This window comes from Mycobacterium ahvazicum, assembly GCF_900176255.2.
GTDB classification, from domain to species: Bacteria; Actinomycetota; Actinomycetes; order Mycobacteriales; family Mycobacteriaceae; genus Mycobacterium; species Mycobacterium ahvazicum.
The window spans coordinates 1,578,526-1,603,825 of record NZ_FXEG02000002.1; the positions used below are offsets into that span (position 1 = coordinate 1,578,526).

The 25,300-nt window shown below is 67.5% G+C and carries 28 protein-coding genes and 1 pseudogene; 17 read left to right on the forward strand and 12 right to left on the reverse strand.

The window, feature by feature from the left end:
• Window positions 1-19 precede the first annotated feature (19 nt).
• The 4 genes from hemE to MAAFP003_RS09700 are packed head-to-tail and all read left to right on the forward strand — an operon-like array spanning window position 20 to window position 3,924.
• A complete protein-coding gene (gene hemE / locus MAAFP003_RS09685; protein WP_096286432.1) occupies window positions 20-1,069 on the forward strand; it encodes a uroporphyrinogen decarboxylase in 1,050 nt (349 codons plus the stop codon).
• Entirely contained in the window at window positions 1,066-2,442 is a 1,377-nt protein-coding gene (locus MAAFP003_RS09690; protein WP_096286434.1) for a protoporphyrinogen oxidase, read from the forward strand. The genes hemE and MAAFP003_RS09690 overlap by 4 nt, the downstream gene beginning before the upstream one ends.
• A 5-nt stretch (window positions 2,443-2,447) precedes the next feature.
• Entirely contained in the window at window positions 2,448-3,143 is a 696-nt protein-coding gene (gene hemQ, locus MAAFP003_RS09695; RefSeq protein ID WP_096286436.1) for a hydrogen peroxide-dependent heme synthase, read from the forward strand.
• A 28-nt stretch (window positions 3,144-3,171) separates the two neighbouring features.
• Window positions 3,172-3,924 (forward strand): class I SAM-dependent methyltransferase, encoded by a 753-nt coding sequence (locus MAAFP003_RS09700; protein ID WP_096286438.1) that lies wholly within the window; start codon window positions 3,172-3,174, stop codon window positions 3,922-3,924.
• An 84-nt stretch (window positions 3,925-4,008) separates the two neighbouring features.
• Here MAAFP003_RS09700 and msrB read toward each other — a convergent pair whose 3' ends face one another.
• From msrB to MAAFP003_RS09720, 4 genes are all read right to left on the reverse strand, one after another.
• Window positions 4,009-4,434, reverse strand: a complete 426-nt coding sequence (gene msrB, locus MAAFP003_RS09705) for a peptide-methionine (R)-S-oxide reductase MsrB (RefSeq protein WP_096286440.1) — start codon at window positions 4,432-4,434, stop codon at window positions 4,009-4,011.
• A 15-nt stretch (window positions 4,435-4,449) separates the two neighbouring features.
• Window positions 4,450-5,796: an arabinofuranan 3-O-arabinosyltransferase gene (gene aftC, locus MAAFP003_RS09710; protein ID WP_096286442.1), complete on the reverse strand. Its 1,347-nt coding sequence runs from the start codon at window positions 5,794-5,796 to the stop codon at window positions 4,450-4,452.
• Window positions 5,797-5,816: 20 nt separating this feature from the next.
• Window positions 5,817-7,397: an alpha/beta fold hydrolase gene (locus MAAFP003_RS09715; protein ID WP_096286444.1), complete on the reverse strand. Its 1,581-nt coding sequence runs from the start codon at window positions 7,395-7,397 to the stop codon at window positions 5,817-5,819.
• A gap of 218 nt (window positions 7,398-7,615) precedes the next feature.
• The gene (locus MAAFP003_RS09720) at window positions 7,616-8,437 is read right to left on the reverse strand and encodes a pyrimidine reductase family protein (RefSeq protein WP_096286446.1); all 822 of its coding nucleotides are present in this window, start codon (window positions 8,435-8,437) and stop codon (window positions 7,616-7,618) included.
• A 34-nt stretch (window positions 8,438-8,471) separates the two neighbouring features.
• Here MAAFP003_RS09720 and zapE point away from each other — a divergent pair, with 34 nt between their 5' ends.
• Complete coding sequence (gene zapE / locus MAAFP003_RS09725) at window positions 8,472-9,536, forward strand: cell division protein ZapE (RefSeq protein ID WP_096286448.1); 1,065 nt, start codon at window positions 8,472-8,474, stop codon at window positions 9,534-9,536.
• On the opposite strand, the gene MAAFP003_RS09730 is transcribed toward zapE, so the two are convergent.
• Together MAAFP003_RS09730 and MAAFP003_RS09735 are read right to left on the reverse strand one after the other, a co-directional pair.
• Window positions 9,514-10,062: a GNAT family N-acetyltransferase gene (locus MAAFP003_RS09730; RefSeq protein WP_096286450.1), complete on the reverse strand. Its 549-nt coding sequence runs from the start codon at window positions 10,060-10,062 to the stop codon at window positions 9,514-9,516. The genes zapE and MAAFP003_RS09730 overlap by 23 nt on opposite strands.
• Window positions 10,050-10,568 (reverse strand): hypothetical protein, encoded by a 519-nt coding sequence (locus MAAFP003_RS09735; protein ID WP_096291019.1) that lies wholly within the window; start codon window positions 10,566-10,568, stop codon window positions 10,050-10,052. Before MAAFP003_RS09735 ends, MAAFP003_RS09730 begins: the two co-directional genes overlap by 13 nt.
• A gap of 134 nt (window positions 10,569-10,702) precedes the next feature.
• On the opposite strand from MAAFP003_RS09735, the gene MAAFP003_RS09740 reads away from it, so the two are divergent.
• Window positions 10,703-11,044, forward strand: a complete 342-nt coding sequence (locus MAAFP003_RS09740) for a DUF732 domain-containing protein (protein WP_096286452.1) — start codon at window positions 10,703-10,705, stop codon at window positions 11,042-11,044.
• 7 nt (window positions 11,045-11,051) lie between these two features.
• Here the strand turns inward: MAAFP003_RS09740 and MAAFP003_RS09745 are convergent, their stop codons facing one another.
• Window positions 11,052-11,660, reverse strand: a complete 609-nt coding sequence (locus MAAFP003_RS09745) for a hypothetical protein (RefSeq protein ID WP_096286454.1) — start codon at window positions 11,658-11,660, stop codon at window positions 11,052-11,054.
• A 90-nt stretch (window positions 11,661-11,750) separates the two neighbouring features.
• Between MAAFP003_RS09745 and MAAFP003_RS09750 the strand changes: the two genes are divergently transcribed.
• The 3 genes from MAAFP003_RS09750 (at window position 11,751) to MAAFP003_RS09760 (ending at window position 13,907) form a co-directional block, all read left to right on the forward strand.
• A complete protein-coding gene (locus MAAFP003_RS09750) occupies window positions 11,751-12,119 on the forward strand; it encodes a DUF732 domain-containing protein (protein ID WP_096286456.1) in 369 nt (122 codons plus the stop codon).
• Window positions 12,120-12,154: 35 nt separating this feature from the next.
• Entirely contained in the window at window positions 12,155-13,087 is a 933-nt protein-coding gene (locus MAAFP003_RS09755; RefSeq protein WP_096286458.1) for a cytochrome c oxidase assembly protein, read from the forward strand.
• Window positions 13,088-13,253: 166 nt separating this feature from the next.
• Window positions 13,254-13,907 carry a hypothetical protein gene (locus tag MAAFP003_RS09760; protein ID WP_096286460.1) on the forward strand — a complete coding sequence of 218 codons (654 nt, stop codon included), beginning with the start codon at window positions 13,254-13,256 and terminating at the stop codon, window positions 13,905-13,907.
• Window positions 13,908-13,941: 34 nt separating this feature from the next.
• On the opposite strand, the gene MAAFP003_RS09765 is transcribed toward MAAFP003_RS09760, so the two are convergent.
• The 3 genes and pseudogenes from MAAFP003_RS09765 to MAAFP003_RS09775 form a co-directional block, all read right to left on the reverse strand.
• Window positions 13,942-14,649, reverse strand: a complete 708-nt coding sequence (locus MAAFP003_RS09765; RefSeq protein WP_096286462.1) for a cation efflux transmembrane domain-containing protein — start codon at window positions 14,647-14,649, stop codon at window positions 13,942-13,944.
• A pseudogene (gene cmtR, locus MAAFP003_RS09770) lies at window positions 14,638-14,993 on the reverse strand (Cd(II)/Pb(II)-sensing metalloregulatory transcriptional regulator CmtR); the annotation flags it as partial. The gene MAAFP003_RS09765 and the pseudogene cmtR, both read right to left, overlap by 12 nt.
• A gap of 33 nt (window positions 14,994-15,026) precedes the next feature.
• Window positions 15,027-16,187 (reverse strand): glycosyltransferase, encoded by a 1,161-nt coding sequence (locus tag MAAFP003_RS09775; protein WP_096286466.1) that lies wholly within the window; start codon window positions 16,185-16,187, stop codon window positions 15,027-15,029.
• A 188-nt stretch (window positions 16,188-16,375) separates the two neighbouring features.
• On the opposite strand from MAAFP003_RS09775, the gene MAAFP003_RS09780 reads away from it, so the two are divergent.
• Both MAAFP003_RS09780 and MAAFP003_RS09785 read left to right on the forward strand, forming a co-directional pair.
• Entirely contained in the window at window positions 16,376-17,059 is a 684-nt protein-coding gene (locus MAAFP003_RS09780; protein WP_096286468.1) for a GAP family protein, read from the forward strand.
• Window positions 17,060-17,105: 46 nt separating this feature from the next.
• Complete coding sequence (locus tag MAAFP003_RS09785) at window positions 17,106-18,212, forward strand: glycosyltransferase family 4 protein (RefSeq protein WP_165796342.1); 1,107 nt, start codon at window positions 17,106-17,108, stop codon at window positions 18,210-18,212.
• Here the strand turns inward: MAAFP003_RS09785 and MAAFP003_RS09790 are convergent.
• Window positions 18,209-19,240, reverse strand: coding sequence for a polysaccharide deacetylase family protein (locus MAAFP003_RS09790; protein WP_096286472.1), 1,032 nt, complete (start codon window positions 19,238-19,240; stop codon window positions 18,209-18,211). The two genes, MAAFP003_RS09785 and MAAFP003_RS09790, sit on opposite strands and share 4 nt — an antisense overlap.
• An 82-nt stretch (window positions 19,241-19,322) precedes the next feature.
• Between MAAFP003_RS09790 and MAAFP003_RS09795 the strand changes: the two genes are divergently transcribed.
• The 4 genes from MAAFP003_RS09795 (at window position 19,323) to MAAFP003_RS09810 (ending at window position 22,795) form a co-directional block, all read left to right on the forward strand.
• Window positions 19,323-19,655 (forward strand): DUF732 domain-containing protein, encoded by a 333-nt coding sequence (locus MAAFP003_RS09795; protein ID WP_165796343.1) that lies wholly within the window; start codon window positions 19,323-19,325, stop codon window positions 19,653-19,655.
• A gap of 251 nt (window positions 19,656-19,906) precedes the next feature.
• Window positions 19,907-21,886 (forward strand): serine/threonine-protein kinase PknD, encoded by a 1,980-nt coding sequence (locus tag MAAFP003_RS09800; RefSeq protein ID WP_096286476.1) that lies wholly within the window; start codon window positions 19,907-19,909, stop codon window positions 21,884-21,886.
• Between the two features lie 70 nt (window positions 21,887-21,956).
• Window positions 21,957-22,430: a GtrA family protein gene (locus MAAFP003_RS09805; protein WP_096291020.1), complete on the forward strand. Its 474-nt coding sequence runs from the start codon at window positions 21,957-21,959 to the stop codon at window positions 22,428-22,430.
• Between the two features lie 11 nt (window positions 22,431-22,441).
• Window positions 22,442-22,795: a VOC family protein gene (locus MAAFP003_RS09810; protein ID WP_090601366.1), complete on the forward strand. Its 354-nt coding sequence runs from the start codon at window positions 22,442-22,444 to the stop codon at window positions 22,793-22,795.
• 22 nt (window positions 22,796-22,817) lie between these two features.
• On the opposite strand, the gene phoU is transcribed toward MAAFP003_RS09810, so the two are convergent.
• On the reverse strand, window positions 22,818-23,492 hold the full coding sequence (phoU, locus tag MAAFP003_RS09815) for a phosphate signaling complex protein PhoU (protein ID WP_096286478.1): 675 nt from the start codon (window positions 23,490-23,492) through the stop codon (window positions 22,818-22,820).
• Window positions 23,493-24,249: 757 nt separating this feature from the next.
• Here phoU and MAAFP003_RS29120 point away from each other — a divergent pair.
• Complete coding sequence (locus tag MAAFP003_RS29120; protein ID WP_165796344.1) at window positions 24,250-24,423, forward strand: hypothetical protein; 174 nt, start codon at window positions 24,250-24,252, stop codon at window positions 24,421-24,423.
• A 540-nt stretch (window positions 24,424-24,963) separates the two neighbouring features.
• Window positions 24,964-25,290: a hypothetical protein gene (locus MAAFP003_RS09820; RefSeq protein WP_243393845.1), complete on the forward strand. Its 327-nt coding sequence runs from the start codon at window positions 24,964-24,966 to the stop codon at window positions 25,288-25,290.
• Window positions 25,291-25,300: the final 10 nt, after the last annotated feature.

Genomic DNA, 25,300 nt, shown 5'->3' on the forward strand with positions numbered 1-25,300 from the left:
CGTGGCAGCATTGAGACCGATGAGTACGCGTCGCGACCTTCCCGAGTCGCCTTACCTGGCGGCCGTGACCGGCCGCAAACCCGGCCGGGTGCCGGTGTGGTTCATGCGGCAGGCCGGGCGTTCGCTGCCCGAATACCGCGCGCTGCGTCAGCACCACAGCATGCTGGCGGCGTGTTTGCAGCCCGAGGTGGTCTGCGAGATCACCCTGCAACCGATCCGCCGCCATGACGTCGACGCCGCGATCTTGTTCTCCGACATCGTGGTTCCGCTGCGCGCCGCGGGCATCGAGTTGGACATCGTCGCAGACGTCGGGCCGGTGATCGCACACCCGATCCGCACCGACGCCGACATCGAGGCGATGAAACCGCTTGAGCCGCAAGCGATTCAGCCGGTCTGCCAGGCGGTTTCGCTGCTGGTCGACGCGCTGGGCGCGGTGCCGCTGATCGGTTTCGCCGGTGCGCCGTTCACGCTGGCGTCCTATTTGGTCGAAGGCGGGCCGAGCCGCAACCATGCCCGCACCAAGGCGCTGATGCTGGCCGAGCCGGCCAGCTGGCACGCGCTGATGTCCAAGCTCACCGACCTCACGGTGGAATTCCTGCGCGGCCAGATCGGCGCCGGGGTGGACGCCATCCAGCTGTTCGACTCGTGGGCGGGAACGTTGTCGCTGGCCGACTACCGCCAGTACGTGCTGCCGCACAGCAGCCGGGTGTTCGCGACCCTGGCCGAATACCGCGTGCCGATGACGCATTTCGGGGTCGGGACGGCAGAACTGCTAGGCGCGATGGGCGAAGCGGGCCCGACGGTCGTCGGTGTCGATTGGCGCACCTCGCTCACCGACGCCGCCGCCCGGGTGCGGCCGGGCACGGTGTTGCAGGGCAACCTCGATCCGGTGGTGTTGCTGGCGGGCTGGCCGGTGGTGGAACGCGCGGCGCGCGCAGTCGTCGACGATGGCCGTCGTGCGGTCGACGCCGGGGCCGGTGGCCACGTCTTCAATCTCGGTCACGGAGTGCTGCCCGAGACCGACCCGGGCGTGCTGACCGATCTGGTGTCACTGGTCCACTCGCTATGACCCAGCGGTCGTATTGTGTTGTTGGCGGCGGAATTTCCGGCCTGACCGCGGCCTACCGGCTGCGGATGGCGGCGGGAGACGACGCGGACATCACGCTGTTCGATCCGGGCGATCGGCTCGGTGGGATCCTGCGCACCGAGCAGCTCGGCGGGCGACCGATGGACCTGGGTGCCGAGGCGTTCGTGCTGCGCCGGCCCGAAATGCCGGCACTGCTGGCCGAGCTGGGCCTGTCTGATTGTCAGATCGGCACCACCGGTGCCCGGCCGTTGATCTACAGCCAGCGACAGCTGCACCCGTTGCCGGTGGGCACGGTCGTCGGCATTCCCTCCTCGGCCGCGTCGGTGGCCGGACTGGTCGACCACGCCACCGTCGCGCGCATCGACGCCGAGCCGGGCCGGCCGCTGGATTGGCAGCCCGGAAGCGACCCCGCCGCAGCGGAATTGGTCGGCGACCGATTCGGCGAGCAGACCGTGGCGCGGTCCGTCGACCCGCTGCTGAGCGGGGTGTACGCCGGCTCGGCGGCCACGATCGGGCTGCGCGCCGCCGCCCCCAGCGTGGCGGCGGCATTGGACCGCGGCGCCACCAGCTTGACCGAGGCGGTACGGCAGGGGTTGCCGCCGGCCACGGGCGCGCCGGTGTTCGGCGCGCTGGCCGGCGGCTATCAGGTGCTGCTCGACGAGCTGGTCGCCCGTGCCCGGCCGCGGTGGGTTCGCGCCGCGGTGGACCGGCTCGAGCGTGGTGGACAGGGCTGGACGCTGCGCGACGACACCGGAACCGCCTGGACTGCCGACGCGGTGATCCTGGCGATTCCCGCGCCGCGGCTGGCGCGCCTGATCGACGGTGTGGCACCGCAGACGCTCGCCGCCGCGCGCCGCATCACCAGCGCGTCGGCGGTGGTGGTCGCGCTCGCCGTGCCCGCAGACACGGCCTTCCCGGAGTGCTCGGGTGTGCTGGCCGCCAGCGGTGAGCAGTTGCGGGCCAAGGCGATCACCCTGTCGTCGCGCAAATGGGGTATCCCGGGTGACCTGCAATTCCTGCGGATGTCGTTCGGGCGATTCGGCGACCAGCTGGCCGCCACCGCCTCCGACGAGGAGCTGCGGGCCTGGGCGGTCGACGACCTTTTCACCGTGTTCGGGCTGGCCGTCGAACCGGTGGAGGCGCGGGTGCAGCGGTGGATCGAGGCGATGCCGCAGTACGGGCCGGGTCACGCCGAGGTGGTCGCGCGGCTGCGAGCCGGGCTGCCGGAGACGTTGGCCGTGGCGGGCAGCTATCTCGACGGGATCGGTGTGCCGGCGTGTATCGGTGCGGCCGGCAAGGCCGTCGAGCGTGTGATCAGGGCCACCGAGCCCTCGAACCCGGAAGTGGCACGATAGGTCTCATGGCCAAGATCGACTTTGACGCCCTGAACTCCACGATTCGCTACCTGATGTTCTCGGTGTACTCGGTGGAGCCCGGCGAGCTCGGTGAGCAGCGCGAAGCCATAATCGACGACGCCACCCGGTTTTTCAAGCAGCAGGAGGAACGCGGCGTCGTGGTGCGCGGCCTCTATGACATCGCGGGTCTGCGGGCCGACGCCGACTTCATGGTCTGGACGCACGCCGAGCGCGTCGAGGCGCTGCAAGCCACCTACTCCGATTTCCGCCGTACCACCGCCCTGGGCCAGGTCAGCGCGCCGGTGTGGAGCAGTGTGGCGCTGCACCGCCCGGCGGAGTTCAACAAGAGCCACATCCCGGCGTTCCTGGCCGGTGAGGAACCCGGCGCCTACATTTGCGTGTATCCGTTCGTGCGGTCCTACGAGTGGTACCTGCTGCCCGACGACGAACGCCGTCGCATGCTGGCCGAACACGGCATGGCCGCACGCGAGTACAAGGACGTCCGTGCCAACACCGTTCCGGCGTTCGCGCTGGGTGACTACGAATGGATCCTGGCCTTCGAGGCGCCCGAATTGCACCGCATCGTCGACCTGATGCGCGAATTGCGTGCCACCGACGCCCGCCGGCACACCCGTGAGGAGACGCCGTTCTTCACCGGGCCGCGGGTGTCCATCGAGCAGCTGGTGAACGCACTGCCCTGACGGGCGATCCGGAAGCGAAAGGGGAGATATGACAACCGATTTCGACCCGAGCGATCCCACCCGTTTCGAAGAGATGTACCGCGACGAGCGAACGTCGCACGGCCTGCCCACCGCGACACCGTGGGACATCGGCGGCCCGCAGCCGGTGGTCCAGCAGCTGGTCGCGCTGGGCGCGATCAAGGGTGAGGTGCTCGACCCGGGCACCGGGCCGGGCCACCACGCGATCTACTACGCGTCCAAGGGCTACGTGGCGACCGGCATCGACGGGTCGGCGAGCGCTCTGGAGCGGGCCCGTGAAAATGCCCAAAAGGCCGGTGTGACAGTCAATTTCGAGCTGGCCGATGCCACCAAGCTGGAGGGGCTGGAGAACCGCTTCGACACCGTGGTCGACTGCGCGTTCTACCACACCTTCAGCAGCGAGCCCGAGCTTGCGCAGACGTACGCGCACGCGCTGCGGCGGGCTACCAAGCCGGGCGCGCGGCTCTACATGTTCGAATTCGGCGCGCACGATGTCAACGGGTTTACCATGATGCGCTCGTTGTCCGAGAAGGACTTTCGCGATGTGCTTCCGGTCGCCGGCTGGGAGATCAGCTACCTGGGCACCACCACCTACCAGGTCAACGTCAGCGCCGAGAGCATCGAGATGATGGCCAGGCGCAACCCGGAGATGGCCGAGCACGCCGAGGACATGCTCAAGCGGTACCGCGCGATGGAGCCCTGGCTGAAGGGCGGCCGGGTACACGCGCCGTTCTGGGAAGTCCACGCGACGCGGGTGGACTAACGCCCGTCGAGTGTGAATCTCACGACGCGACACGCCGATTCAGCGTCGTCCGGTTCACACTCGGAGACGGGTAACGACGGGCAATCAGGCCCCGGACGGCACCAGGCGCAGCGAGATCGAGTTGATGCAGTAGCGCTGGTCCGTCGGCGTCGGGTAACCCTCGCCGGCGAAAACGTGACCGAGGTGGCTGTGGCAGTTCGCGCAGAGCACCTCGGTGCGCGTCGTCCCCATCGAATGGTCGGGCCGCAGAATCACCGCATCCGAATTGGCCGGATCGAAGAACGACGGCCAGCCGCAGTGCGAGTCGAATTTCTCCGTGCTGCGGAACAACTCTGCCCCGCAGGCCCGGCACTCGTAAACGCCCTCGGTTTTGGTGTCGGTGTACTCGCCGACGAACGGCCGTTCGGTACCGGCGCGACGCAGCACCGCGAACTCCTCCGCCGTGAGTTTCTTGCGCCACTCGTCGTCGGACAATTGCACCTTGGGCCGTGAGACATCGGAGGAAGTCATCTCTCCACGCTAGCGCTAATGAAGATGACCCGCCGCGCCCGGCTGCGCCGCGCTTGCGATCGCCGCGGCGTGCTCTCCCTCGGACGCCAGCCAGGCGGGATCGATGCCGTCGTCCAGCCGGTTTTCGGCCTTGGCGTCCAAATAGCGGAAGTACAGCACCGTGAACGCCACGATCAGCAGCAGCGACCAGCCGTAGGTGATCTTGAGGTAGTGCAGCGCGCGCCCGTACCGCATGAACCTGTAGATCAGCCAGTCGTCCAGCGCCATGAAGCCGTAGATCCCAAGCCAGGCCGGCCAGGTGCGGATCAGCGAGTTTCGCAGCACCACCGTCATCAAGAACGGGAACAGCATCATCGAGTAGTAACCCTGGGCCAGCGGCAGCACCAGCCAGGAGCACAGCAGCAGCACACCCGACGAGCTGGTGAACCAGAACAGCGGGTCTCGGGTGCGGTAGTAGCGGTACAGCAGCCATAGTGCGCCGATTGTCAGCAGGACGAACAGAAGTCGCATGAACACGATCAGCCAGGTAGGCAGGCCGAAGTACACGCCGTTGCCCTCGATCGAGCTGTTGAAATAGTCCCGGGTGCCGCCGATGTACGGCAGCGTCTTGGTGACGAAGTCCATCGGGTCGGCCACCAACGGCCACGCGATCGCGTTGACGACGACCGGAACCACGACCGCGGGCACCAGCGTCCGCCACTGGCGGTTCAGCAGGGGCAACAGCAGCAGCGGGGCCAGCACGGGTTTGAGCGTGAGTGTCAGTCCGATGATGAGGCCGGCCCACCACTGGTGGGCGACCTTGCCGTCCAGCAGCCAGCGCAAGAAGAGCACCTCCGCCAGCAGCACGCAGCCGTTGATGTTCGTGAACACCAGCGTGCTGGTCACGCTCTCGGTGCAGAACATGGCCAGCAGTAGCGCGGGCGCTGCCACCGAGGACAGCGTGAATTTGAACAGCCGCAGCAACAGGTACCAGGCGATCAGAATGGCCACGGTGTTGATCAGGATGAACAGGTAGCGCGACGGGTTGAAGGACAGGTATCCGAACGGCGCCATCAGCAACGTGCCGCCCGGGGGGTACAGGTAGTGCGGGTCGACGTAGTCGAAGTGCTCGTTGTAGATGTCCCAGCCGTTGCGGAAGTTCAGCACCGCGCGGTACACCGGCTTGAAGTCGTCGGTGATATTGCCGTTGAGGGTGAGCACGATGCTGCGGTGCAACACCGACATGATGGCCACCGGCCACAGCGCGGACCGCAGAATCGTCGCGGCGCTGGGGGGCCCGGAGCGGGGACGGAAGGCGGCCAGCACCCAGTCGCGCAGGCCGGTCGGAGTCGAGTGAGCTGCCGTCACCAGCGCACCGTACACCGCGGCGCGGAGCCGTCAGCTCAGGCGGGACAGTATGTGTCGGTTCCGGGCAGCTTGCCGCTGTTGAGATAGCCGACCAACGGCGGGATCGCGCAGGGCGTGTAAATGCTCGCCCCGTGGCCGATGCCCTGCCACATCACCCGCCGGCTGGCCGCGCCCGCGTTGATGATCGTGGCCGCCGTCTGGGCCACGCCTTCGGAGCCGACGATCGGGTCGTTCTGCACGCCCAGCAACACGACGTCGATCTTGAGTTCCTTCGGCGGTGCCGGCGGCGAGATCGTCGGCCAGTGCACGCACTTGACCAAGTTGAGCGCGGCGACCGTGCCGAACTGTGGGTAGAGCTTGCCCCAGGCCACCACGAGTTCCCGGACCCGGTCCGGGGTCGGACGGTTGATCGCGTCGCTGCAGGAGCTGACGAACTGGCCGTCGGTGTCCTGAATGGCGTCGGCGTGGGTGATCAGGCTGGTCAGCTGACTGGTGTCGCCGGAGCGGGCCGCGGCCAGCGCGTTGGCCAGGCTCGTCGTGGCGTTGACGCGGCCGCCGGACGGGAAACCCAGCGCGACGGTGATCGCGTTGACGACCTCGGCCAGCGAGGCGCCGCCGGGGCCCCGGCCGGCCCGGGCATCGGCCAGCAGGGCACTGACCGCGCCTTTGGGATCGGGACCCAGCGCGCAGTTCACCGCGATGCATTGCGAGGCGAACGCGTCGAGCGCGGCCTGCTGGCCCTTGACCTGTTGCTCCGCCGCCGTTTCGGCGTTGACGCCCAACGCAACTGGCGAGTCGAGCATCAGCCGGGCGACCTTGTCGGGGCGCGACGACGCGTAGGTCAGCGCGACCTGGGCACCGTTGCCGATGCCGAGCAACGCGACGGCCGGCACGTCCCAGAGGCTGCGCAGACGCTCGATGTCCGAGGCGGCGTGCGAGTTGTCGTAGGCGCTGTCACCCGGCGCAATCGCGTCGGTGCAGCTCGTCGTCGCATTGTTGGAGATGTCGGACAGATTGGCGACCGGGTCGTCGCCGCTCTGGAATTGCGTCTGATCACGCATCGCCTGGCGGTCGGCGCGGTCCCGGCAATCGATCGGGGCCGACATGCCGATGCCGCGGCGGTCCACGGCGACGATCGGGTGGGCCTGCAGCAGATCGTTGCCGGACCGGGCGAGCCACACCGGCAACTGCGCCGACGACGGCAGGTCGGAGCCCGTCGTGAAGACCACGGGGCCGGCGTCCTTCGGGGTCTGAGGCGACCGGGCGCGCACCACGCCGACGGAAACCGTCCCCGATCCGCCGTTGACCGGATCGAGGTCGGCGTCGTAGTTCGCGCAGTCCAGTCGCACGCCGGCCGGGGCGTTGCGCACGCCGGCATCGTTGAACACCTTCGACGTGCAGTCGCGCCAGGACAAGTCGTTCTTGGGGGCGGCGATCGGCGGCGGACCGGCCGGCGGCGGCTTCGTCGTGGCCGCGCCCTGTGGCCGGGCACCGGAGTTGGTGGCGAAGCGCGGGTCGGCGGCCAGGCCCGGAACGCACGCGGTCAGCAACACGGTGACCGCGACCAGGGTGGTCGCGGACCTGATGCGCCGACTCATGCCGACCACAGTAGCCATGCCGCGCGGTTTCGCCCGGCTTGGCACGATTACCCGCTTCCTCCTCACCCCGCTGCGCGGGGCGCATCGTCACCGGGCCAGGCACGATTACCCGCTTCCTCCTCACCCCGCTGCGCGGGGCGCATCGTCACCGCGCCAGGCACGATTACCCGCTTCCTCCTCACCCCGCTGCGCGGGGCGCATCGTCACCGGGCCAGGCACGATTACCCGCTTCCTCCTCACCCCGCTGCGCGGGGCGCATCGTCACCGGGCCAGGAGGGCCGAGTCCGCACGTAGCGCGTGTACAGGTAGCCGGCGTCATCGCGCAGGATGTGGGTGCAGCCCATCTTGGTCAGCGCTTGGCCGGGACCCGTGGCGATGCGCCGGGCCAGCCCGCCGACCACAAACGGCGCGATCGTCAGGCACAGCTCGTCGAGCAGGTCCCGTTGCATCAACGCGCCCAGCAGCATCGGGCCGCCTTCGGTCAGCACGCGACGCAGTCCGCGGGCCCGCAGGATCGCCAGCAGCGCGCCCTCGTCGACCGCGTCGGGATCGCGTCCGGAGCAGTCGATCACCTCGGCCAGGTCGCCCAGGCAGCGGCGGGTCTCGTCGGCCGCGGCCGTGCAGGTGAGCACCAGCGGCGGCACCTCGGTGCGGGTGAACACGCCCATCTCCCGGTCCAGGCGCCCGGATTTGGTGACGATGGCCAATTGCGGCACTTCGGTTTGCCCGCGGGCCTGGCGGCGTTGTCGCTCGGCGATGCCCGCGTGCGCCCCGGAGTAGCCCTCGATCCGCACGGTGCCCGCGCCGACGACGACGACGTCGGCGAGTTCGCGCAGCAGGAGGAAGATCAACCGGTCACCGGGCCCGGCCATCGAGCCGCTCTTACCCTCGGCGGTGGCGCCCCCGTCGATGCTGGTGATGAAATTCGCCCGTACCCAGGTCTGCTCCCCGTCCGGATAGGCGTAGAGCCGGGGGAGTTCACCGTCGTCGAGTTCGCGCGCCGATCCGAGCAGGGTCAGCGAGATGTCGGCGGCTCTGCCGGTGCCGGACTCGGGCATGAGGACGATTGCAGCACGCCGTTAGAGTTTTCGCATGCACGGGTCCACGTCCGCGGATGGTTTCGCGCGGGTGGACCACCTGGTCGACCGCCATCCGAGCGTGTCGCCGGAACGGCTGATCGCCCAATTACGGCCGCCGCCAACGTTCGCCGACGTCAGCTTCGGGACTTATCGCCCGGATCCGGCGGAACCGAGCCAGGCCGCCGCCTTGCTGGCCTGCCAGGACTTCTGCCGCCAGGTCGGCCAGCGGCGTGCGGGCCGGCGAAAGTTGTTCGGCAAACGGGCGGTGCTGCCCGGGGTGGGCATCTACCTGGACGGCGGATTCGGGGTCGGCAAGACGCATCTGCTGGCCTCGGCCTACTACGAAATGCCGGGGATGCCGGAGCATCCCAAGGCATTCGCGACGTTCGGGGAGTTGACCCAGCTGGCCGGGGTGTTCGGGTTTCGCGAATGCATCGACCTGCTGGCCGACTACACCGCGGTGTGCATCGACGAATTCGAACTCGACGATCCCGGCAACACCACGCTGATCTCGCGGCTGCTGTCGTCGCTGGTCGAGCGGGGAGTGTCGGTGGCCGCCACCTCCAACACGCTGCCCGAGCAGCTGGGCGAGGGCCGGTTCGCCGCTCAGGATTTTCTGCGCGAAATCAACACGCTGGCAAGCATTTTCACCACCGTGCGGATCGAGGGCCCGGACTATCGGCACCGCGGCCTGCCGCCCGCGCCGCGGCCCCCATCCGACGACGAGGTCGTCGCCCGCGCCGCCGGCGTGGCCGGGGCGACGCTGGACGACTTCGACTCCCTCTGTGCGCATTTGGCGACCATGCACCCGTCGCGCTACCTGACGCTGATCGAGGGTGTGACGGTGGTGTTCCTGACCGGCGTGCACGGCATCGACGACCAGAACGTGGCGCTGCGACTGGTGTCGCTGACCGATCGCCTGTATGACGCCGGCATTCCGGTGGTGGCTTCCGGCGCGAAACTGGACACTATCTTCAGCGCGGAGATGCTGGCCGGTGGCTACCGAAAGAAGTACTTGCGGGCCACCTCTCGCTTGTTGGCGCTGACCGCCGCGGCTATCCAACCTCGCGGATCATGACGTAGTCGTTTTCCAGATGATCGCCGACTTGAAACGTCCTTCTGCCGTTGATCTTGAACCCGCTCTTGGTGTAAAAGCGTTGTGCGCGTTGGTTTGCCTTGCTGACGCCCAGCCACACGCAGCGCACGTCCCAGTCGGCGGTGACCGCCAGCGCGCTTTCCATCAGCGCCGCCGACGCCCCGCTGCCGTGGTAGTCGGGCAGCACATACAACTTGGATAGCTCTGCGGCCGGGCGGATTTCGACGGCCTGCTGGACGCCGGGGTGGTCGGAGACGCCGTGAACAAGCATGGCGTAGCCGATAATCCGGTCGTCGCGCCGCGCGGTGAGAACGGCCCGTTGCGGGTCATCGAGATAGTCGCGGAAGCGTGCGGGCGACAGGTTGGCGTCGATGAAGGACGCGATGTTCTCGGGGGTTGCCGTGGGCGGGCACGCCAACGGAAAGGTAAGGGCCGCAACGTTAGCCAGCTCTGCGACGTCGACGGAATCCGTGGCGGCGCGCTGGATGGCTAGCGTCAGAGGTTCCACTGGGCCAGGTGCTTGCCGGTCTTGCGGTCCAGCAGCACGACGTTGGAGACAGGGTCGCGGTAGGCGTCCCAATACACCCCGCCGCGCACGATCGCGCCGTTCGGCGCGTTGGTGAGCACGTTGTCCAAAGCGTCGGGTGCGTCGGAGGCGCGTGGCTTGTAGGCGTCGGCGAACGGCGTTACCCCGTCGAAGCTGAACGCGGTCGCCATGATGAACGGGTTGGGCACCTGGATCGCGCGGACCGTCACGTCGGCGCGGTTAGGCGTGCTGCCGGGGAAGCTTTTGATCGGAACGCCGCTGCGGGTGTAGCCGAACCCGGGCGGCGGATCGCAGGGCGTCACGCTGCTCACGGTGACGTCGGCGATGTAGGTGCCGGTGTCCACCCGAAGGGTGTCGCCGATGTGACCGATCGGCGCGTCCTGCGCCCACGCACGCCCGGCGGCAACGCCGGCCGTACTCGCGGCGGCGATGAGCAAGGTCGACAGGACGATCAGCCAGCGGCGCATCTTCGAATAATCGCACATCGGCTCTGCCCGGCGGGAGGGCTTCGCACCGGCTGGTCAGCCGTGGTGACCAGGGCTCGGGTCGGTCACGGCGGCGGGATGCGAATTTGCCGCTGGTCTGCGACGATCATGGGGCTATGAGACGCCTCCTGTTGCTGGTAAGCGCCGTCGCCATGGTCGGCACGGCCGCCCCGGCGTCCGCCGACGCCATGGATGACCAATTCCTCGCCGCGCTGACGGCGTCCGGCGTGACCTTCCCGGATCCGGGCCGGGCGATCGCGGCGGGCAAGTGGGTATGCCAGGCGGTCGGCCAGGGCACGCAGATGGTGGACGTCGTCAAGACCGTGGAAGACCGCAATCCCGGACTGCGCGAGGAGAACGCGGCGAAGTTCGCGGCGATTGCGGCCACGGCGTATTGCCCAGCGTCGCTGCCGCACACCACGTCGACGACCGCTCCCGCGACCAGCGCTCCTCAATAGCGACGCGCTAATCCTCGTCGGGGGCCTCGGCCGTGGGCGCCGCCGCGCGACCCCGCCCGGGAGCCCGGCCCAATTCCAGCGGCCCCATCCCGGCCACGGTGCGCGGGGGAGTCGTCGGGCTGCGGCGCCTGCGCCAATGGCCGGCGCGTGAGACGCGAAAGTCGGCAGCCCATCTCCACTCGTAGGTGTGCGCCGTGCCCAGGTTCGACGCCAGCGCGGCCATCCGCAGGTCGGCGTTCTCGGTCGACATCCACGAGGCGATGACCCAGACATTGTCGAGCTCGTCTTCGGGAATTTCGAAACTCCAAGACATTTCGGCGTCCTCGCAGCCCATCGACGGACGCATCTCGGGCTTGGGCGTCGACACGTCGAACGCCGTGCCGTGTGCTTCCAGGTCGAGTCCCACCTCGTAACGCACGGTGGGTCCGACCATGCGCAGGCTCACCTGCAGACGGGCGATGTTCTTTCGGCGCGGGGTGAGTCGATCGACGACCAGCACCACGCCTTTGGCACCCGACCGTCGGCGGCGGGCCCGCAGTTGATTCCACGTGAAGAACAGCCCGACCACGGCGATGATGCCGATAAAGACGTCGAGAACAATCAAGATGGCGGCCACGTCGTCCTAGCCAACACCATCCGCGCCCGGCTCGCCCGGGCGACTAGGCGGGATGCGTGTTCTCGGCAACTCTGGGAGAATTCCTAAGTTATGAGACGTCTCGTGATGCTGCTCAGCGTCGCTTTCACGATTGTCCTGGCGGTTCCGGCGCACGCCGACCCCAGCCCGAGTCCCAGCCCCGAACCGGATCCGGCCGCCGACGCCAACTTCCTCAAGGAGCTCAAAGACGCCGGGCTCACCTTCCAGGACCCGGCTGCCGCGATCTCGGCCGGCAAGACCGTGTGCGCGCTGGTGGACGCGGGACATTCGGACCAGGAGATCGTCAACAATCTCCAGCTGCGCAATCCGGGATTCGCCGACAACGGCGCGGCCAAGTTCACGGCCATCGCCGCCGGTTCGTATTGCCCGCATTACCTGACCGGCGAGGGGCGCGGACCCAAGCCTGAGGGCACTCCCTAACCAGCAGCTAGCGCGAGCCGCAATACGCTTGGGCCATGCCCGTCGATCCGGGCCCGCTGACCTGGGGCGCCCTGGTCCAGACCTGGTGTCTGGACCCCACCTCCGCGATCGTGATCGTGTTGGTCGCCGGCGGCTATGCGTGGTGCTACCGGATGGCCCGCGGCGGCACCCGATCCGTCGCGCAGGTCGGATGCTTCGCCGCCGGCATCGCCGCCTGGGCGCTGGCGACCGTCGGCGCGATCGGCAGCTACGCCTACGTCCTGTTCTGGATGCGTGCGCTGCAGGTATTGCTGTTGCTGTATGTGGTGCCGTTCCTTCTCGCGCAGGGCAAACCCGTCACCGTCCTGCGTGACGCGGCGGGGCCGGGCGGTCGCGAGCGCATCGACCGGCTGCTCGGCACGCGCTGGGCTCGAGTGCTGCTGCATCCGTTGACGACGTCGCTGGCGATGCTGGCCACGCCGTGGCTGCTCTACCTCACTGCGTGGTACGCGGCCGCTCTGCGAAACCAATGGATCGGCGCGCCTACTCGAATAGTGTTGGTAATCATAGGATTTGGTTACTTCTACGCGCGGCTGCAGACAGATCCCGTGCCACGCAAGTACCCGCAGCTGATCTCGTTGCTGATCTCGGTCGGCGAGACCCTGGGCGATGGACTGCTGGGGCTGGTCATCTGGCAGGGCTCGTTGATCGCCGCGGCGTACTACTCGGCGTTGCACCGCTCGTGGGGGCCGGATCAGCGGCTCGACCAGACCATCGGTGCCGGCGTGCTGTGGATTCTCGGCGACGTGGTCGGGTTGCCGTTTGTGCTGCTGTTGATGCGGGCGTTGTCACGCGACGAACGCGCGCACGCCGTCGAGGTCGATGCCGAACTGGACCGCACCGACGTCGTCGAGAGCGAGCCCGCCGCCGGCCCGGGGCTGTGGTGGGAGAACGACCCGCAAATGCGCGAACGGTTCCGCCGGGGCTGAGCGGGCCGCGATCCGTCCGGCGTCGTTCACCTTCCCGCAATGCCGCCGGCGTCTCCGTGGTAGCGCTGCGCGCCGGGGTGTGGTTTGTTAATCAGCAAACTCACCCAGGATCCGTTATGTTGCGCGAGACGCTGGCAAATCGGGACGACAGTCAAGGGAGCCTATCGTGAAGAAGGTATCGGTGGCGGCAGCCGGTCTGGCGGCAACCACTTTGGTGGTCGGCGTAGCGGTCACGGGGTGCGGCGGCGACAAGTCGGCCAGCCCCTCGTCGTCGTCCAAATCGTCGACGACGAGTTCCTCCGCGGCATCCTCGTCGTCGGGCGCTGCGACGTCGACCAGCGGTGCCGCGCAGCCGTCGGACTACAGCAACCTCCTGATCAAGTCCACCGACATCGTCGTGCCGGGTGACAGCTTCAGCGGGCCCAAAACGCGGCAGCTGACCGACCCGGCGCCGGGCATCGAGGGTGTGTTCACCAACCAGGCCGGCTCGCGCAGCATCGTCGACTCGCTGCTGGTGTACCCCGACCCCGCTGCCGCGGACAAGGACCGCGACCCGCTCACCAAGTCCTACACCGACCCGCAGAACGGTGCGATCAAGGGCGGGACGCCGGCGCCGGCCGACGTGGGCGTCGGCGGCACGATCATTTCCGGGCCCGCGGCAGACGGCGCCAAGGCCAAGACCTCGGTGATCTTCGGCGAAGGCAAGGTCGTCGCCCTGATCGAGTTCGAAAGCGCGCCCAACGACCCGGTGCCACCGGAGATCGCGCTCGACGTGGCGCGCAAGCAGGACGCGGCCATCAAGGCTGGGCTACCCGGCTGAACGCCGAAATATACTGCGGCGCAGCGTATTTAAGTCAGCAGCAGTGCTCGCCGCGCCAGGCGGTGCGGCCCTCCCGGACCGCCACCGCGGCAATCACCAATGCCACCACCGGATCTGCCCACGTCCAGCCGAACAGGTAGTTCAGCAGCAGCCCTACCAGCAGCACGCCGGACAGGTAGGTGCACAGCAGGGTCTGATTCGAATCGGCGACCGCGCTGGCCGAACCCAGCTCGCGCCCGGCGCGGCGCTGCGCGTACGACAGCAGCGGCATGACCACCAGTGAAGCGGTCGCCAAAATGATTCCGGCAGTGGAGGATCCGGCAGTCTCGCCGCCGGCTAGGGACCGGATTGATTCGACCGTCACGTAAACGGCCAAGGCGAAGAATGACAGCGCGATGACCCGCAATGCCGCGCGTTCGCGGGCCTCGGGGTGGTGCCCGGAGAACTGCCAGTAGACCGCGGCGGCCGAGGAGACCTCGATGACCGAGTCCAGCCCGAACCCGATCAGCGCGGCCGACGACGCCACCGCCCCGGCCGAGAGCGCGACGATCGCCTCGATGATGTTGTAGCTGATCGTCGCCGTGACCAGCAGCCGCACCCGCCGCGACAACACGGCACGCCGTTGCGGCTCAACGAGATTCGCGGTCTCGGTGCTGCAGCATCCGGCATCGCAGCCGTCGGGCTCGGGCGCCGAGAGCGGCAACACGGGGCCGGCCGGGCTCGGGGCATCCCTATCGGTCATCGCGGCGCACCGGCCTTGCCTGGCGCGGGCTCGTCGAGGCACGGCTGGTCGGTGTCGACGGCGAGCACCACCTGAACGAGCTCGCGCAGCGCCCGGGCCAGGTGCGCGTCGGCCAACGCGTAGCGGACCTGCCGTCCCTCGTAGCTGGCCACCACCAAGCCACACCCACGCAGGCACGACAGGTGGTTCGACACGTTCGACCGGGTCAGGCCCAGCTGGGACGCCAATTCGCCGGGGTAGCGCACGCCGTCGAGCAGCGCCACCAGAATTCGGCAACGCGTCGGATCCGCCAGCGCCCGCCCCAACCGGGCCAGCGCCGATTCCCGCGCCTCACACGTCAGCATTCGCAGAACAATACAGCCGCGGCTGTATTGACGCTAGCGTCCCGCGCGGGCTGCCTCTTCCAGGAGATCGGCCGCGCGGGTGATGCTTTCGGCCGGCGTGGCCATCAGGGCCGCAATCGCACGGGCGCGGGTGGTGTACTCCGGAGCCAGGATGTGGCGCAGTGCCTCGACCAGGGAATCCAGTGTGGTCGACCGAAATTCCCCGCCGACGCCGACTTTCAGCCGTTGCACGGTCTCGGACCAGACCCGTTGATCGTCGACCCCGAGTCCGAGGATCAACGCCGGGACTCCGGCCCGCATGCCCGCTGCCGTGGTGCCGGCGCCACCGTGGTGCACGATCGCGCGGCACGCCGGGAAGACGGTCGCATGGTTCACCTCGACCACGACTTTGACGTGGTCGAAGCGCGCACCGGCGGTGAAGTCATTGGGGCCACTGCAAATCAGCGCCCGCTCGCCCAGCCGTGCGCAGGCCTCGGCGATCACCGCGACCGTGTCGACCGAGGCGACCCGCACACCGCTGCCGAAGCCGAAGTAGATCGGCGGCGTTGCGGCCTCGATCCACGCCAGCGCCTCGCCGTCGGCCGCCGCCGGCAACTCCAAAGTCAACGCGCCGACGAAGGGACGACACAGACCCTGTTGGGCCCACTGCGCGCCCAGGCCGGGGAAGCAGAGCTTGTCGTAGGCCTGGATCTCCAGCGCGATCGATCCGGGGGCCTGCGCCAGGCCCAGTTCGGCGCGCTGAGCGCCTTCGGCCTCGGCCGCCAGGCCGGCCAGCATGTCGTTGGTCTGCGCCGCGCCGTCGGGGAAGAAGTGCAGCGCGGCCTGCGGAATGCCGTAGTGCTGCGCGACATTGGCGGCCAGTCCCTGCTCGCTCCTGCCCGTCAGCACCAAGTCGGCCCCGTTCGCGAGCGCCAGCAGCGACGCGCCCCACTGCGTCCAGGCCGCTCGGATCTGATCCGTGACCGCGGCCATCATCATGATCGGGTTCTGCAGGGTCGTGTGCGAGAAGTCCTTGTGCTGCGGCGGATCGGGCCCGAACGCACCGGCGGCCAGCCCGGCCGACTCGACGAAGCCGATCATGTTGGGCGTGACCGCCATCGCCACGTCATGGCCCCGGCGCAGCAGCTCCCTGCCGACGGCCGCGAAGGGCTCGATGTCGCCGCGGCTGCCGTAGCCGGCGAGCGCAAATTTCACAGGGCGACCTCACTCGCGGAATACCTACATGTCGACCGTCCGACCTTGGCGGTCGTGGCGCTCGGGCGCAACCCGGGACGGCAACGGCAGGATGCATCCACGCATTCTTAGCATTTCCACATCTTTCTGCGCCGAACGCCCCCTTTGTGTCGTCACGTCCAGGCGGTTGCAGTAACTTCGGTGCGATCATGGAAGCTCTCTTGCTGGCGCTCGCCGGTCTGGCCTTCCTCGACTCGCTGAATGTCCTCAACGTGGGCGTTGTCTCAGCCGTCGTCTACGCCAGCCGACTCGATCGCCGCTCACCGATCCCGGGCGGCATGAGCTTTATCGCCGGGTTGTTCGCGATCACCACGACGTTCGGCGTCTGCACGGTACTCGGACTTGGCATCTTGAAGCATTCGGTCGACTTCAAAATCACTCCGGCACTTCACTTTTGGGGTCAGTTGGTGCTGGGCGTGGTGCTGATGTGCCTGGCCTACTTTCCGTTGACCGCGCAGACCTCGGCGCCGGGCTGGGCGCTGGCGGCGATGCGGCAACGCCCCTGGCTGCTCGGAATACTGGGCGCCGCGGTCGGCATCGGGCAGGCGCCGACCTCGATTCCCTACATCACCGGGCTGGCCATGCTCGCGGCACTGCATCCCCGGCCGGCCGCGTGGCCACTGCTGGTCTACGCCTACTGGACGCTGGCACTCACGCCGTCGCTGGTGATCCTGTTCCTCGCCACCCGCAAGACCAAGCGGGCCGTCCGGATACAGCGGGGCATCGTGCGCGGCCTGACTCGCTACGGTCCGATCTCGGTGCGCATATTATTTCTGGTCGTCGGTGTCGGACTCGTGGCGGATGCGCTGCTGTTCCGCAGCGTCCTGTGGTGAGGCGAGCTTGAGCGGTGAGAACTCTGGTGCACGTTGGGGCACCCTGGTGACGAAGGCAGCCGGTCGTCCGATCCGGGTGCTGCTCATCGGGAATGCCCCGGCGGGTCCCAACAGCCGCGGCGGTATGGCGACGATGATGCGCTTGCTGCTGGAGGACGCCGATCCGCGATTTCAGGTGCGCCTGGTGACCACCTACATCGATGACTCGCTTGCCGCGCAGCTGTGGACCGGCATCACGGGCATGCTCAAGTCGTCGGCCCTGCTGTTGTTCGGCTCCGTCGACGTGCTGCACGTGCACTATTCGTTGCGCGGCAGCGTCGTCCGCAAATCCGTGCCGTTGTTCGTCGCGCGGCGTCGCCACATTCCGACCATCGTTCATTGCCACAGCTCCCACTTCTTCGCGTGGCTGGACGAGCTGTCCTGGCTCCAGCGCCACGCCGTGCGCGCGGCGTTGCGCGCCGACTATTCGGTGGTGCTCGGTCGTACCCACTTCGAGGGGTTCCGGTCGAGCCTTGGGGTCGACGAAGCCAACATCCGGGTTCTCTACAACCCGGTGGTCCTTCCCGGCACTGTCCCGTCACCGCGTGACGGACAGCCGTTGCGGCTGGTGTCGCTGGGCCGACTGGGGGCCAACAAGGGCAGTTACGACCTGGTCCGGGCGATCAATATGTTGCCCAACAAGATTCGCAGCGGAATACGGCTCACCCTGGCCGGCGACGGAGAAGTGGACGAGGTGCGGGAGTTCGTCCGCAGCAACGCCCTCGACGACACGATCGACGTCGTCGGCTGGGTCGGCCCCGAGCGCCGCGACGAGTTGTTGGCCGAGTCGTCGATCTTCGTGTTGCCCAGCTACAGCGAGGGCCTTCCGATGGCGGTGCTGGAGGCGATGGCCAACGGCGTGGTACCGGTGACCACCGCGGTGGGCGCGATACCGGAGGTGGTCACCGACGCGGTGAACGGACTGCTGGTCCGGCCGGGCGATGCCGCTGGGCTGGCCGACGCGCTGAAATCGCTGATCGTCGATGTCGAGCTGCGTAATCGACTCGCCGCGGCGGCCTACGCGCGCGCGTGCGAATTCGACGTCGCCCGCTGGCGAGAGGGCCTGCACGACGTGTGGCTGGCAGCCGCCGCGATGAAGGCCGGTCGCCGCTAGCGGCGCGGCAGCCCGCCGCAGACCATGAGCCGGAAGTAGTCGAACGACGAATTGCTGCCCACCGCCAGCCGCGGCAACGCCATTGGGTCGCAACGACGGTCGGCGAATCCCGGGGTCGTCGACAACGCCCAGCGCACACCGCGGCGACGCAGTACGTCGCGGGCGCGGGCGTCGAAATCCTGCGCCCGGCCATTCGGATAGGCGAAAACCGTTGGTGCTCGGCCGGTTTCACGTTCGATGGCCGCACAGGAATCCGCGATCTCCCGCTCGAGCTTGTCGTCCTCGCAGCGGGCCAGGATCGGATGGGTGACCGAATGCGGATACAGCGTCACCAGGCCGTCGCCGGCCATCGCCCGCGCTTCGTCCCAGGACAGCATCCGAAACGGACCCCCGTCGGCGCTGTCGCGATAGCCCAGTGCGCCGAAAACGTGGTCCAGCATCGCGATCCGTTGGGCGTCGGCCAGGTCTTTACACCGCTGCACCGCGGACGCGTAGACCGCCCCGCGATGGGCGTTCCCGTTCAGTGAACAAGTGCCCAGACCCAAGGCGGTCAGATCGACCTCGGTCGCGGTGGTGTGTGCGATCGCGAGCCAAAGCCGGTCGGGCCAAAGGGTTTCGCCGCTGTTCATCGGGCCGGTCGCGAGGAACACCGCGGCGGGCAGCCCCAGCTCGCGCAGCACCGGGACCGCGTGCGTGGCGAGGTTGCGGGTGCCGTCGTCGAACGTGATCGCCATCGCGCGCGGCGGCAACGTCCCCGCGGCAAGCCGGTCCAGGGCCTCCTCGAGCGCAAGGACGTTGAAGTGGTCGCGGATGTATTCGAGTTGACGGCGATACATCGCCGAGTCCAGGACATGCCAGCACGCCGGTGACAACGGTTGGTCCTCCACGCCGTGGAACATCACGATCGCGAGCGCGTCGCGGTGGCGCCGGCGGGCTAACGCCGGTACGCCCGCGGCGCAGAGTAGCCCGGCCGCGATGTTCTTGACGGTCGCTCGGGCCGCGGGCGAGGTGAGGTCGCTCGGTCGCATTTTTTTGCTAAGCCCTGCCGTGAGTATCGCCGTTTGCCTATAGTTCACCTGAAAGTTCGGGGGTGATCCTATGCTCGGTTCCATGAAAACAGCACTCGCGGCGTCTCTCATCGCCCTGCCCGCACTGCTGTGTTCAGTGCCGGCAGTCGCCCACGCCGACCCAGAGAATACGCCCGACTACATCAACTACCTGGACCAGAACAACATTCACTACTCCAGCCGCGAGACGATCGTGCACGTGGGGACGAATCTGTGCAACGAGCTGCGCAACAACCTCGTCTCGCCGGATCAGGCCCTGCAGCGGATTCAGAACATGGGCTACAGCCAGCAGCAGACCAAGCAGATCGCGTTCGCCGCGGTCGAGGCGTTCTGCCCGGACATGGATATCGACGCTCAGAAGGCGCCCAAGTCCTAGTCGGTCCGCCCCCGGTTCCGCATCGTTGTTGGCATTGTGGTTCGCCATCCGCCGCTTTTGGTGATGGTGATGTTATTTGCTTGAAAGTTTGCTGTGCGCGTCCGCGCGGCCGTCGCTTTGCCGTCGCCGCGTCCACTGGGCGGCACCCATCCGAATAACTTTGCGGGGGAAGCGGATTACCGGGAACCGCCCGTCGACAGGCGGACAGAACTTGACCCTCAAACGACGGCTCGGCTGGGTATGGTGAGCCCGTGGAGGGAAGGGAGTTCGGTCGCTACCGGCTCGTCGAGTTGTTGGGCCGGGGCGATCTGGGGGAGGTGTGGCGCGCGCACGACACCGAGACCGGCAATCGCACTGCCGCGATCAAGCTGCTCCCGCCACAGCTGGCTGCCGATCCGGCGATCGCTGAGCAGTTCCGCCGGGAGGCGGCCGCGGCGGCACGGCTGAACAACCCGCACATCGTTCCCATCCACCACTACGGCGAGATCGGCGACCAGCTCTACATCGACATGGAGCTCATCGACGGGCGCAACCTGCAAGAGGTGTTGGCCAACGGGCCGCTCGAACCGGCTCGCGCGGTGGGCATCATCGGGCAGGTGGCTGACGCATTGCATGCCGTGCACGAGATCGGCCTGGTGCATGGCGATGTCAAACCCTCCAACATCCTGATTGATCGCCACGACTTCGCTTACCTCGTCGATCTCGGGATCGCCCGGCTGGCGCCCTGGTACGAAACGCGGTTGACGAACTCCGACAACGAGGTCGTCAGTTGGCATTACATGGCGCCGGAGCGATCCGGGGCCCGCGAGGCCGACGCCCGCGCCGACATCTACTCGCTGGCGTGTGTGCTCTATGAATGCCTGACCGGGCAGCCGCCCTTCGCCGGGGACACGTGGCTGTTCGCCGCACACCTGAGCACCCCGCCGCCGCGACCGTCCGTCACCCGGCCCGGCGTGCCCCCGCGCCTCGACGACGTCATCGCCACCGGGATGGCCAAAGACCCTGCCAACCGGTATGCCACCACGGTTGCGCTGGCCGACGCCGCGCACGACGTCATCACCGCGACCACGCGGGAACCGGCCAGGGCCAGACATGCGCTGTCGGATAAGCAGGCGCAATCCGCGCCCCCACCGGAGCCGGAGCCCAACCCCGCCGCGAACGGGTACCCCGCGGAGCCCGCACCGCCCGTCAGTTCGCATCTCGCTAAGCCGCCGCCACCGGTCACCTCGTATCTCGCGGTCGAGGCGGCACCCGCCGACGAACCGTCAGATCTCGAACCGTTCCAGCAGCCGTGGCCCGACGACGCCGATACCCCGGCGCGGCGCCCGTGGTTGCGCCGACCGGTCATCGTGGTTCCAGCCGCGCTGGCGCTCGCGGCCGCCGTCGTGCTCGCCTTCATCGTCATCGCCGGCCAGTTCGAAACCCATGACGTCAAGCCGTCCAATCAACATCGCGATCCCTCGTACGGCGCGCAGGTCACATTGCCGTTCACCGGGCTTGGCCACCCCGCGGATGTGGAGGTCGACCCCGCCGGCAACGTTTACGTCGCCGACGACATGAACAACCGGGTGCTCAAACTGGCGCCGGGCTCCAACGCTGCGATCGAACTTCCCTTCATCGGCCTCAACTCGCCGGAGGGTGTGGCGGGGGGTGGCGCCGGGGACCTGTATGTCGCTGACACCAACAACAATCGGGTGCTCAAGCTGCCGGCCGGCTCGAGCACCCCGATCGTGTTGCCGTTCACCGGCCTGCACCGGCCTCAGGGTGTGGCGACGGATGGAGCGGGCGCTCTCTATCTCGCCGACACCGACGCCAATCGCGTGCTGGAGCTGCCGGCCGGCTCGAGCACCCCGATCGAGTTGCCGTTCACCGGTCTCAACGCGCCCGAGGGTGTGGGGCTCGACAAGGTGCGCAACGTCTTCGTCGCCGACTCGGGCAACAGCCGGGTGGTGAAGCTGGAGGCGGACTCAAACCGCCAGAGCGTGGTGCCGTTCAGCGGCCTGTTGACCCCCGGCGACCCCAGCGGCGTCGCGGTGGACGACGGGGGCGACATCTTCGTCACCGACTACACCGACAACCGGGTGCTGAAGATGGACGCCGCGACGCAGCGGCAGAGCGTGCTGCCCTTCGTCGGGCTCAACCACCCCAGCGGTATCGCGGTGGACAAGGCCGCCAACCTCTACGTCACCGACTACACCGGCGACCGGGTCGTCAAGCTGCCCGCGAAGTGATGCACCCGGGCGAGCGAAGAGTTGGCCAAGTGCTCACGTGGCCGAAACCCGGTCATGGCACGGTGACCGCGTGACAGCCGAATCGCGGGTCAGCCAGTCGCGCGCGGTCGATCGATTCCACAAGTCCTGTGAGGCGGTCGTCAGTCGGCTTCCGTTCGGGCTCAGTTCGATCATCGCCCCGACGTTCCTCGGCTTCTGCGTGATCAACGGCTTCACCTTCAGCGTTGATCTCGTGCTGCTCACCACGCTGCGCGACGGCCTCGACCTTCCGGTGCCGATTGCCGTGACCGTCTCCTACGCGTGTGCCTTCGCGCTGAGCTACGTGCTCAACCGCACCTTCAACTTCCAGTCCCACGGGGCGGTCGGCTCGCAGCTCGCGGTCTACGTCGTCGTGGTGGTCGTCAATTACCTGGCCTTCATCCTCGGCGTGACCACGCTGTTGTCGGCTATCGGGCTGCAGTACCAACTGTCGCGAATCGTTGCGGGCATGTGCGAAGCGGTGTACATGTATAGCGCGATGCGGTGGGTGGTCTTCCGCCGCTGACTGGAGGCACCGTGAGCGAGCACGAAGTAAAGATGATCATCCTGTCGACCGACGACTTGGACGAGTCGATCCGGTTCTACAGCGAGACCCTGGGCATGGCGCTGAAGTTCCGCGACGGCGCCCACTTCGCCGCCCTCGACGGCGGGCCGGTCACCCTCGCCCTGGCGACCGACGTCGACCATCCCATACCCGGGCAAGTTGTCGTGGGTATCAAGACCGCCGATGTCGACGCGGCGGCCAAGGCCGTGGAGGCCAGCGGCGGCGGCATCGTGAAGGGCCCGTACGACGACGCCCACGAGCGCCGTGCCGTGGTCTACGACAACAAAGGCAACGGTGTGGTCTTCTACAAGCCGTTGGCTCGCTGAACAACGCGCGGCCACAACGGCATCACGCGGTGTGATGCCGCTCGAGTTGAGGTTGGCCGCCGTGGGAACCGGTGGCCTGGAAGATAATCCGCTGTCCCACTTTCACGGCGTGATCGGCGAACCGTTCGTAGTAGCGGCTCAACAGCGTGCTGTCGACCGCGGCGGGGACGCTGTGCGACCACTTCCGGTCCATCAGGATGGTGAATACGAGTCGGTGTAGCTCGTTCATCGCATCGTCGTCGTGGGCCAGTTCGGCGGCTTGCTCCGCGTTTCCGGACAGCACGACCCTCCTCGCGTTCCGGCTGAGATCCACGGCGATGCGGCCCATTTCGGCGAAGTAGGGCTTGATGTCGTCCGGGATTGCGGTGCAGGGGTGCCGCAGCCGGACGGTATCGGCGACATGCAGCGCCAGGGCGGCCATGCGATAGACGTCGGCGACGTTTTGCAGGCTAGCGAGAATGGCCCTTAAGTCGCCGGCGACCGGAGCCTGCAGGAGCAGCAGGGTGTAGGCGTCATTCTCGATATCGGTAGCCCGGACGATGACGTCCGGGTGCGCGCTGATCACGCCTTCGGCCAAGACGATGTCCGCGCCCAGCAGGGCCTCGGTGGCCTGGGCCATCGCGGTGCCGGTGAGATCGCACATGTCGGCGATGCTGCGCCGCAGTGCGTCGAGCTGGTGATGGAACGCGGTCCGCATGGTCGACTAGCTGTTCGCGTCGGACGCCCAGCCGATCGCCACCAGGCGACGCGGTATGCGATCGAGGTCGGTTCGGACGAACTCCACCCTGAGACTCATGGCTCGCGGATGCCACCATTCGGTCCCGCTAAACGTCAACGTTCGAAAGCGGTCGGCGACGGTGCGGCGAAGCCTCTGACCTGCGCAGTCCTGGGCACGAGCGGTCCGATCTTCGGATCCGCGGAAGAACTCGCGAAAAACGGCACGCGGATCGCGGGCGAAAGCTAGCATCGTTTAATGGCCGACGAGGCGGCCACCGGGCGGATCCTCGGTGGCCGCTTCACTTAATTTTCCGGCCGGCATCCCTGAACTCTGGTTAGCGCAGGCTGTCACGCTGCGGCCGAGTTTGCCTGTGTCCCAAAGCTATTGCGGGAGCCTGTAATGGCTCTCCGGCGTTCGCGCTGACGATGGCTGTTGCATCCCCTCCGGCCGGACGCCACGGCGGGTGTCCCGGCGCCGCAGGCCAGGCGTCGGCATCGCCTCGGTCTCTTAGCACACGACGCGGCGGGTCGTCTTGCCGAAATGGGCTAATCATTGAAATTTCTGATCCGCTCAAGTCCCGCGAGCAACTGATCTTGATCGTCATAAGTATTGATCTTGATTTATTTTGCATTTGAACTTGACGTTGATGACAATTTGGTCCATTTTTGTTGATTAGACGCCTTGAGTTGGTGGTATATACGTCGCAATTAATTCAGGGTTGGGTGGGAGGTCAGAAATGGAGACGGTCGCAGCGCTGTTTGTGGCGTCAGTGGGAGCGTTCCTGTTGACGATCGGGATCGGCAGTGCCGACTGCACCAGCCAATGCTTCGGCAACGGCGCCGGAATGCAGTGCACCTCATGTGACTCTCCCAAGGACGGCGAGAGCCGGATGGCCACCCTCTTCGAGTAGGAATCTGCTGCTCAGAGCTCTTTTCCATATCTTCGTCCGCTGCCGCCGGGGGGTCGGCGCCGGTGTGGACGGCCCCACCCAAACAACTCTTGCCCACCCACGTTCGCGCGTGGGACTGCCGCACCCGCCGACTCGCCGGGAATGGTGGCCTGTGGCGGGGGGGGCATTTGAGGCGGCCAATAAATAATTGATAAATCCCGGGGTCTGTTATTTCCGCGTAATCCGTACAGCGGAATTCCCAATGCTCATTCACAAATCCCTCAGTCTGCCCTGATCATGAAATACATACCGGGTCGCTCTTATTCACGTGTTGAACGGGCCGTAAGCAAATCGTTTAGTTTGCAATCGCCGCGAAGTTCATACCTGGGGGCTCTGTTCGCCGGTTGAGTTACAACCTTCGGCATGTTGATCGGCGCGCCGGCGCCGGCGCCCGGGCCCCGGACACCCGCTGCCTGCACAAGGGTGAAGTGCGTTCGGCGCCCTGCGTGCTTACTCTCCGCAGATGCCAGCGGGATCGCTTGCCGGGAAGGGGATCCGACGGTGTCTGACATCAGCATCGATGTGGAACAGTTGACGGTTTCGGGAAGGCGGGTGAGTGACCAGGCCGAGGATCTGGCGGCAGGGTTCCTCACGGCCGACAACCGGATCGAGGCGGCTCAGTACGGTTGGGCCGGTACGTCGGCGCTGGCGCTGAGCGCCAGGGCGGCGCGCTGGCTGCCGGAGTCGCGGGTGCTGGTGGGCAAGGTCGGCGATCACGGATTCGCGCTGCAAGATGCCGCGGTCCTGCATGCGGCGGCCGAGGCGGAGCGAGCGCGCGCACTCGCCGGGGTCGCTGCCAGGGCTGCCGCGGTCAGTGGCCGCGGCTGAGAACAGTGGG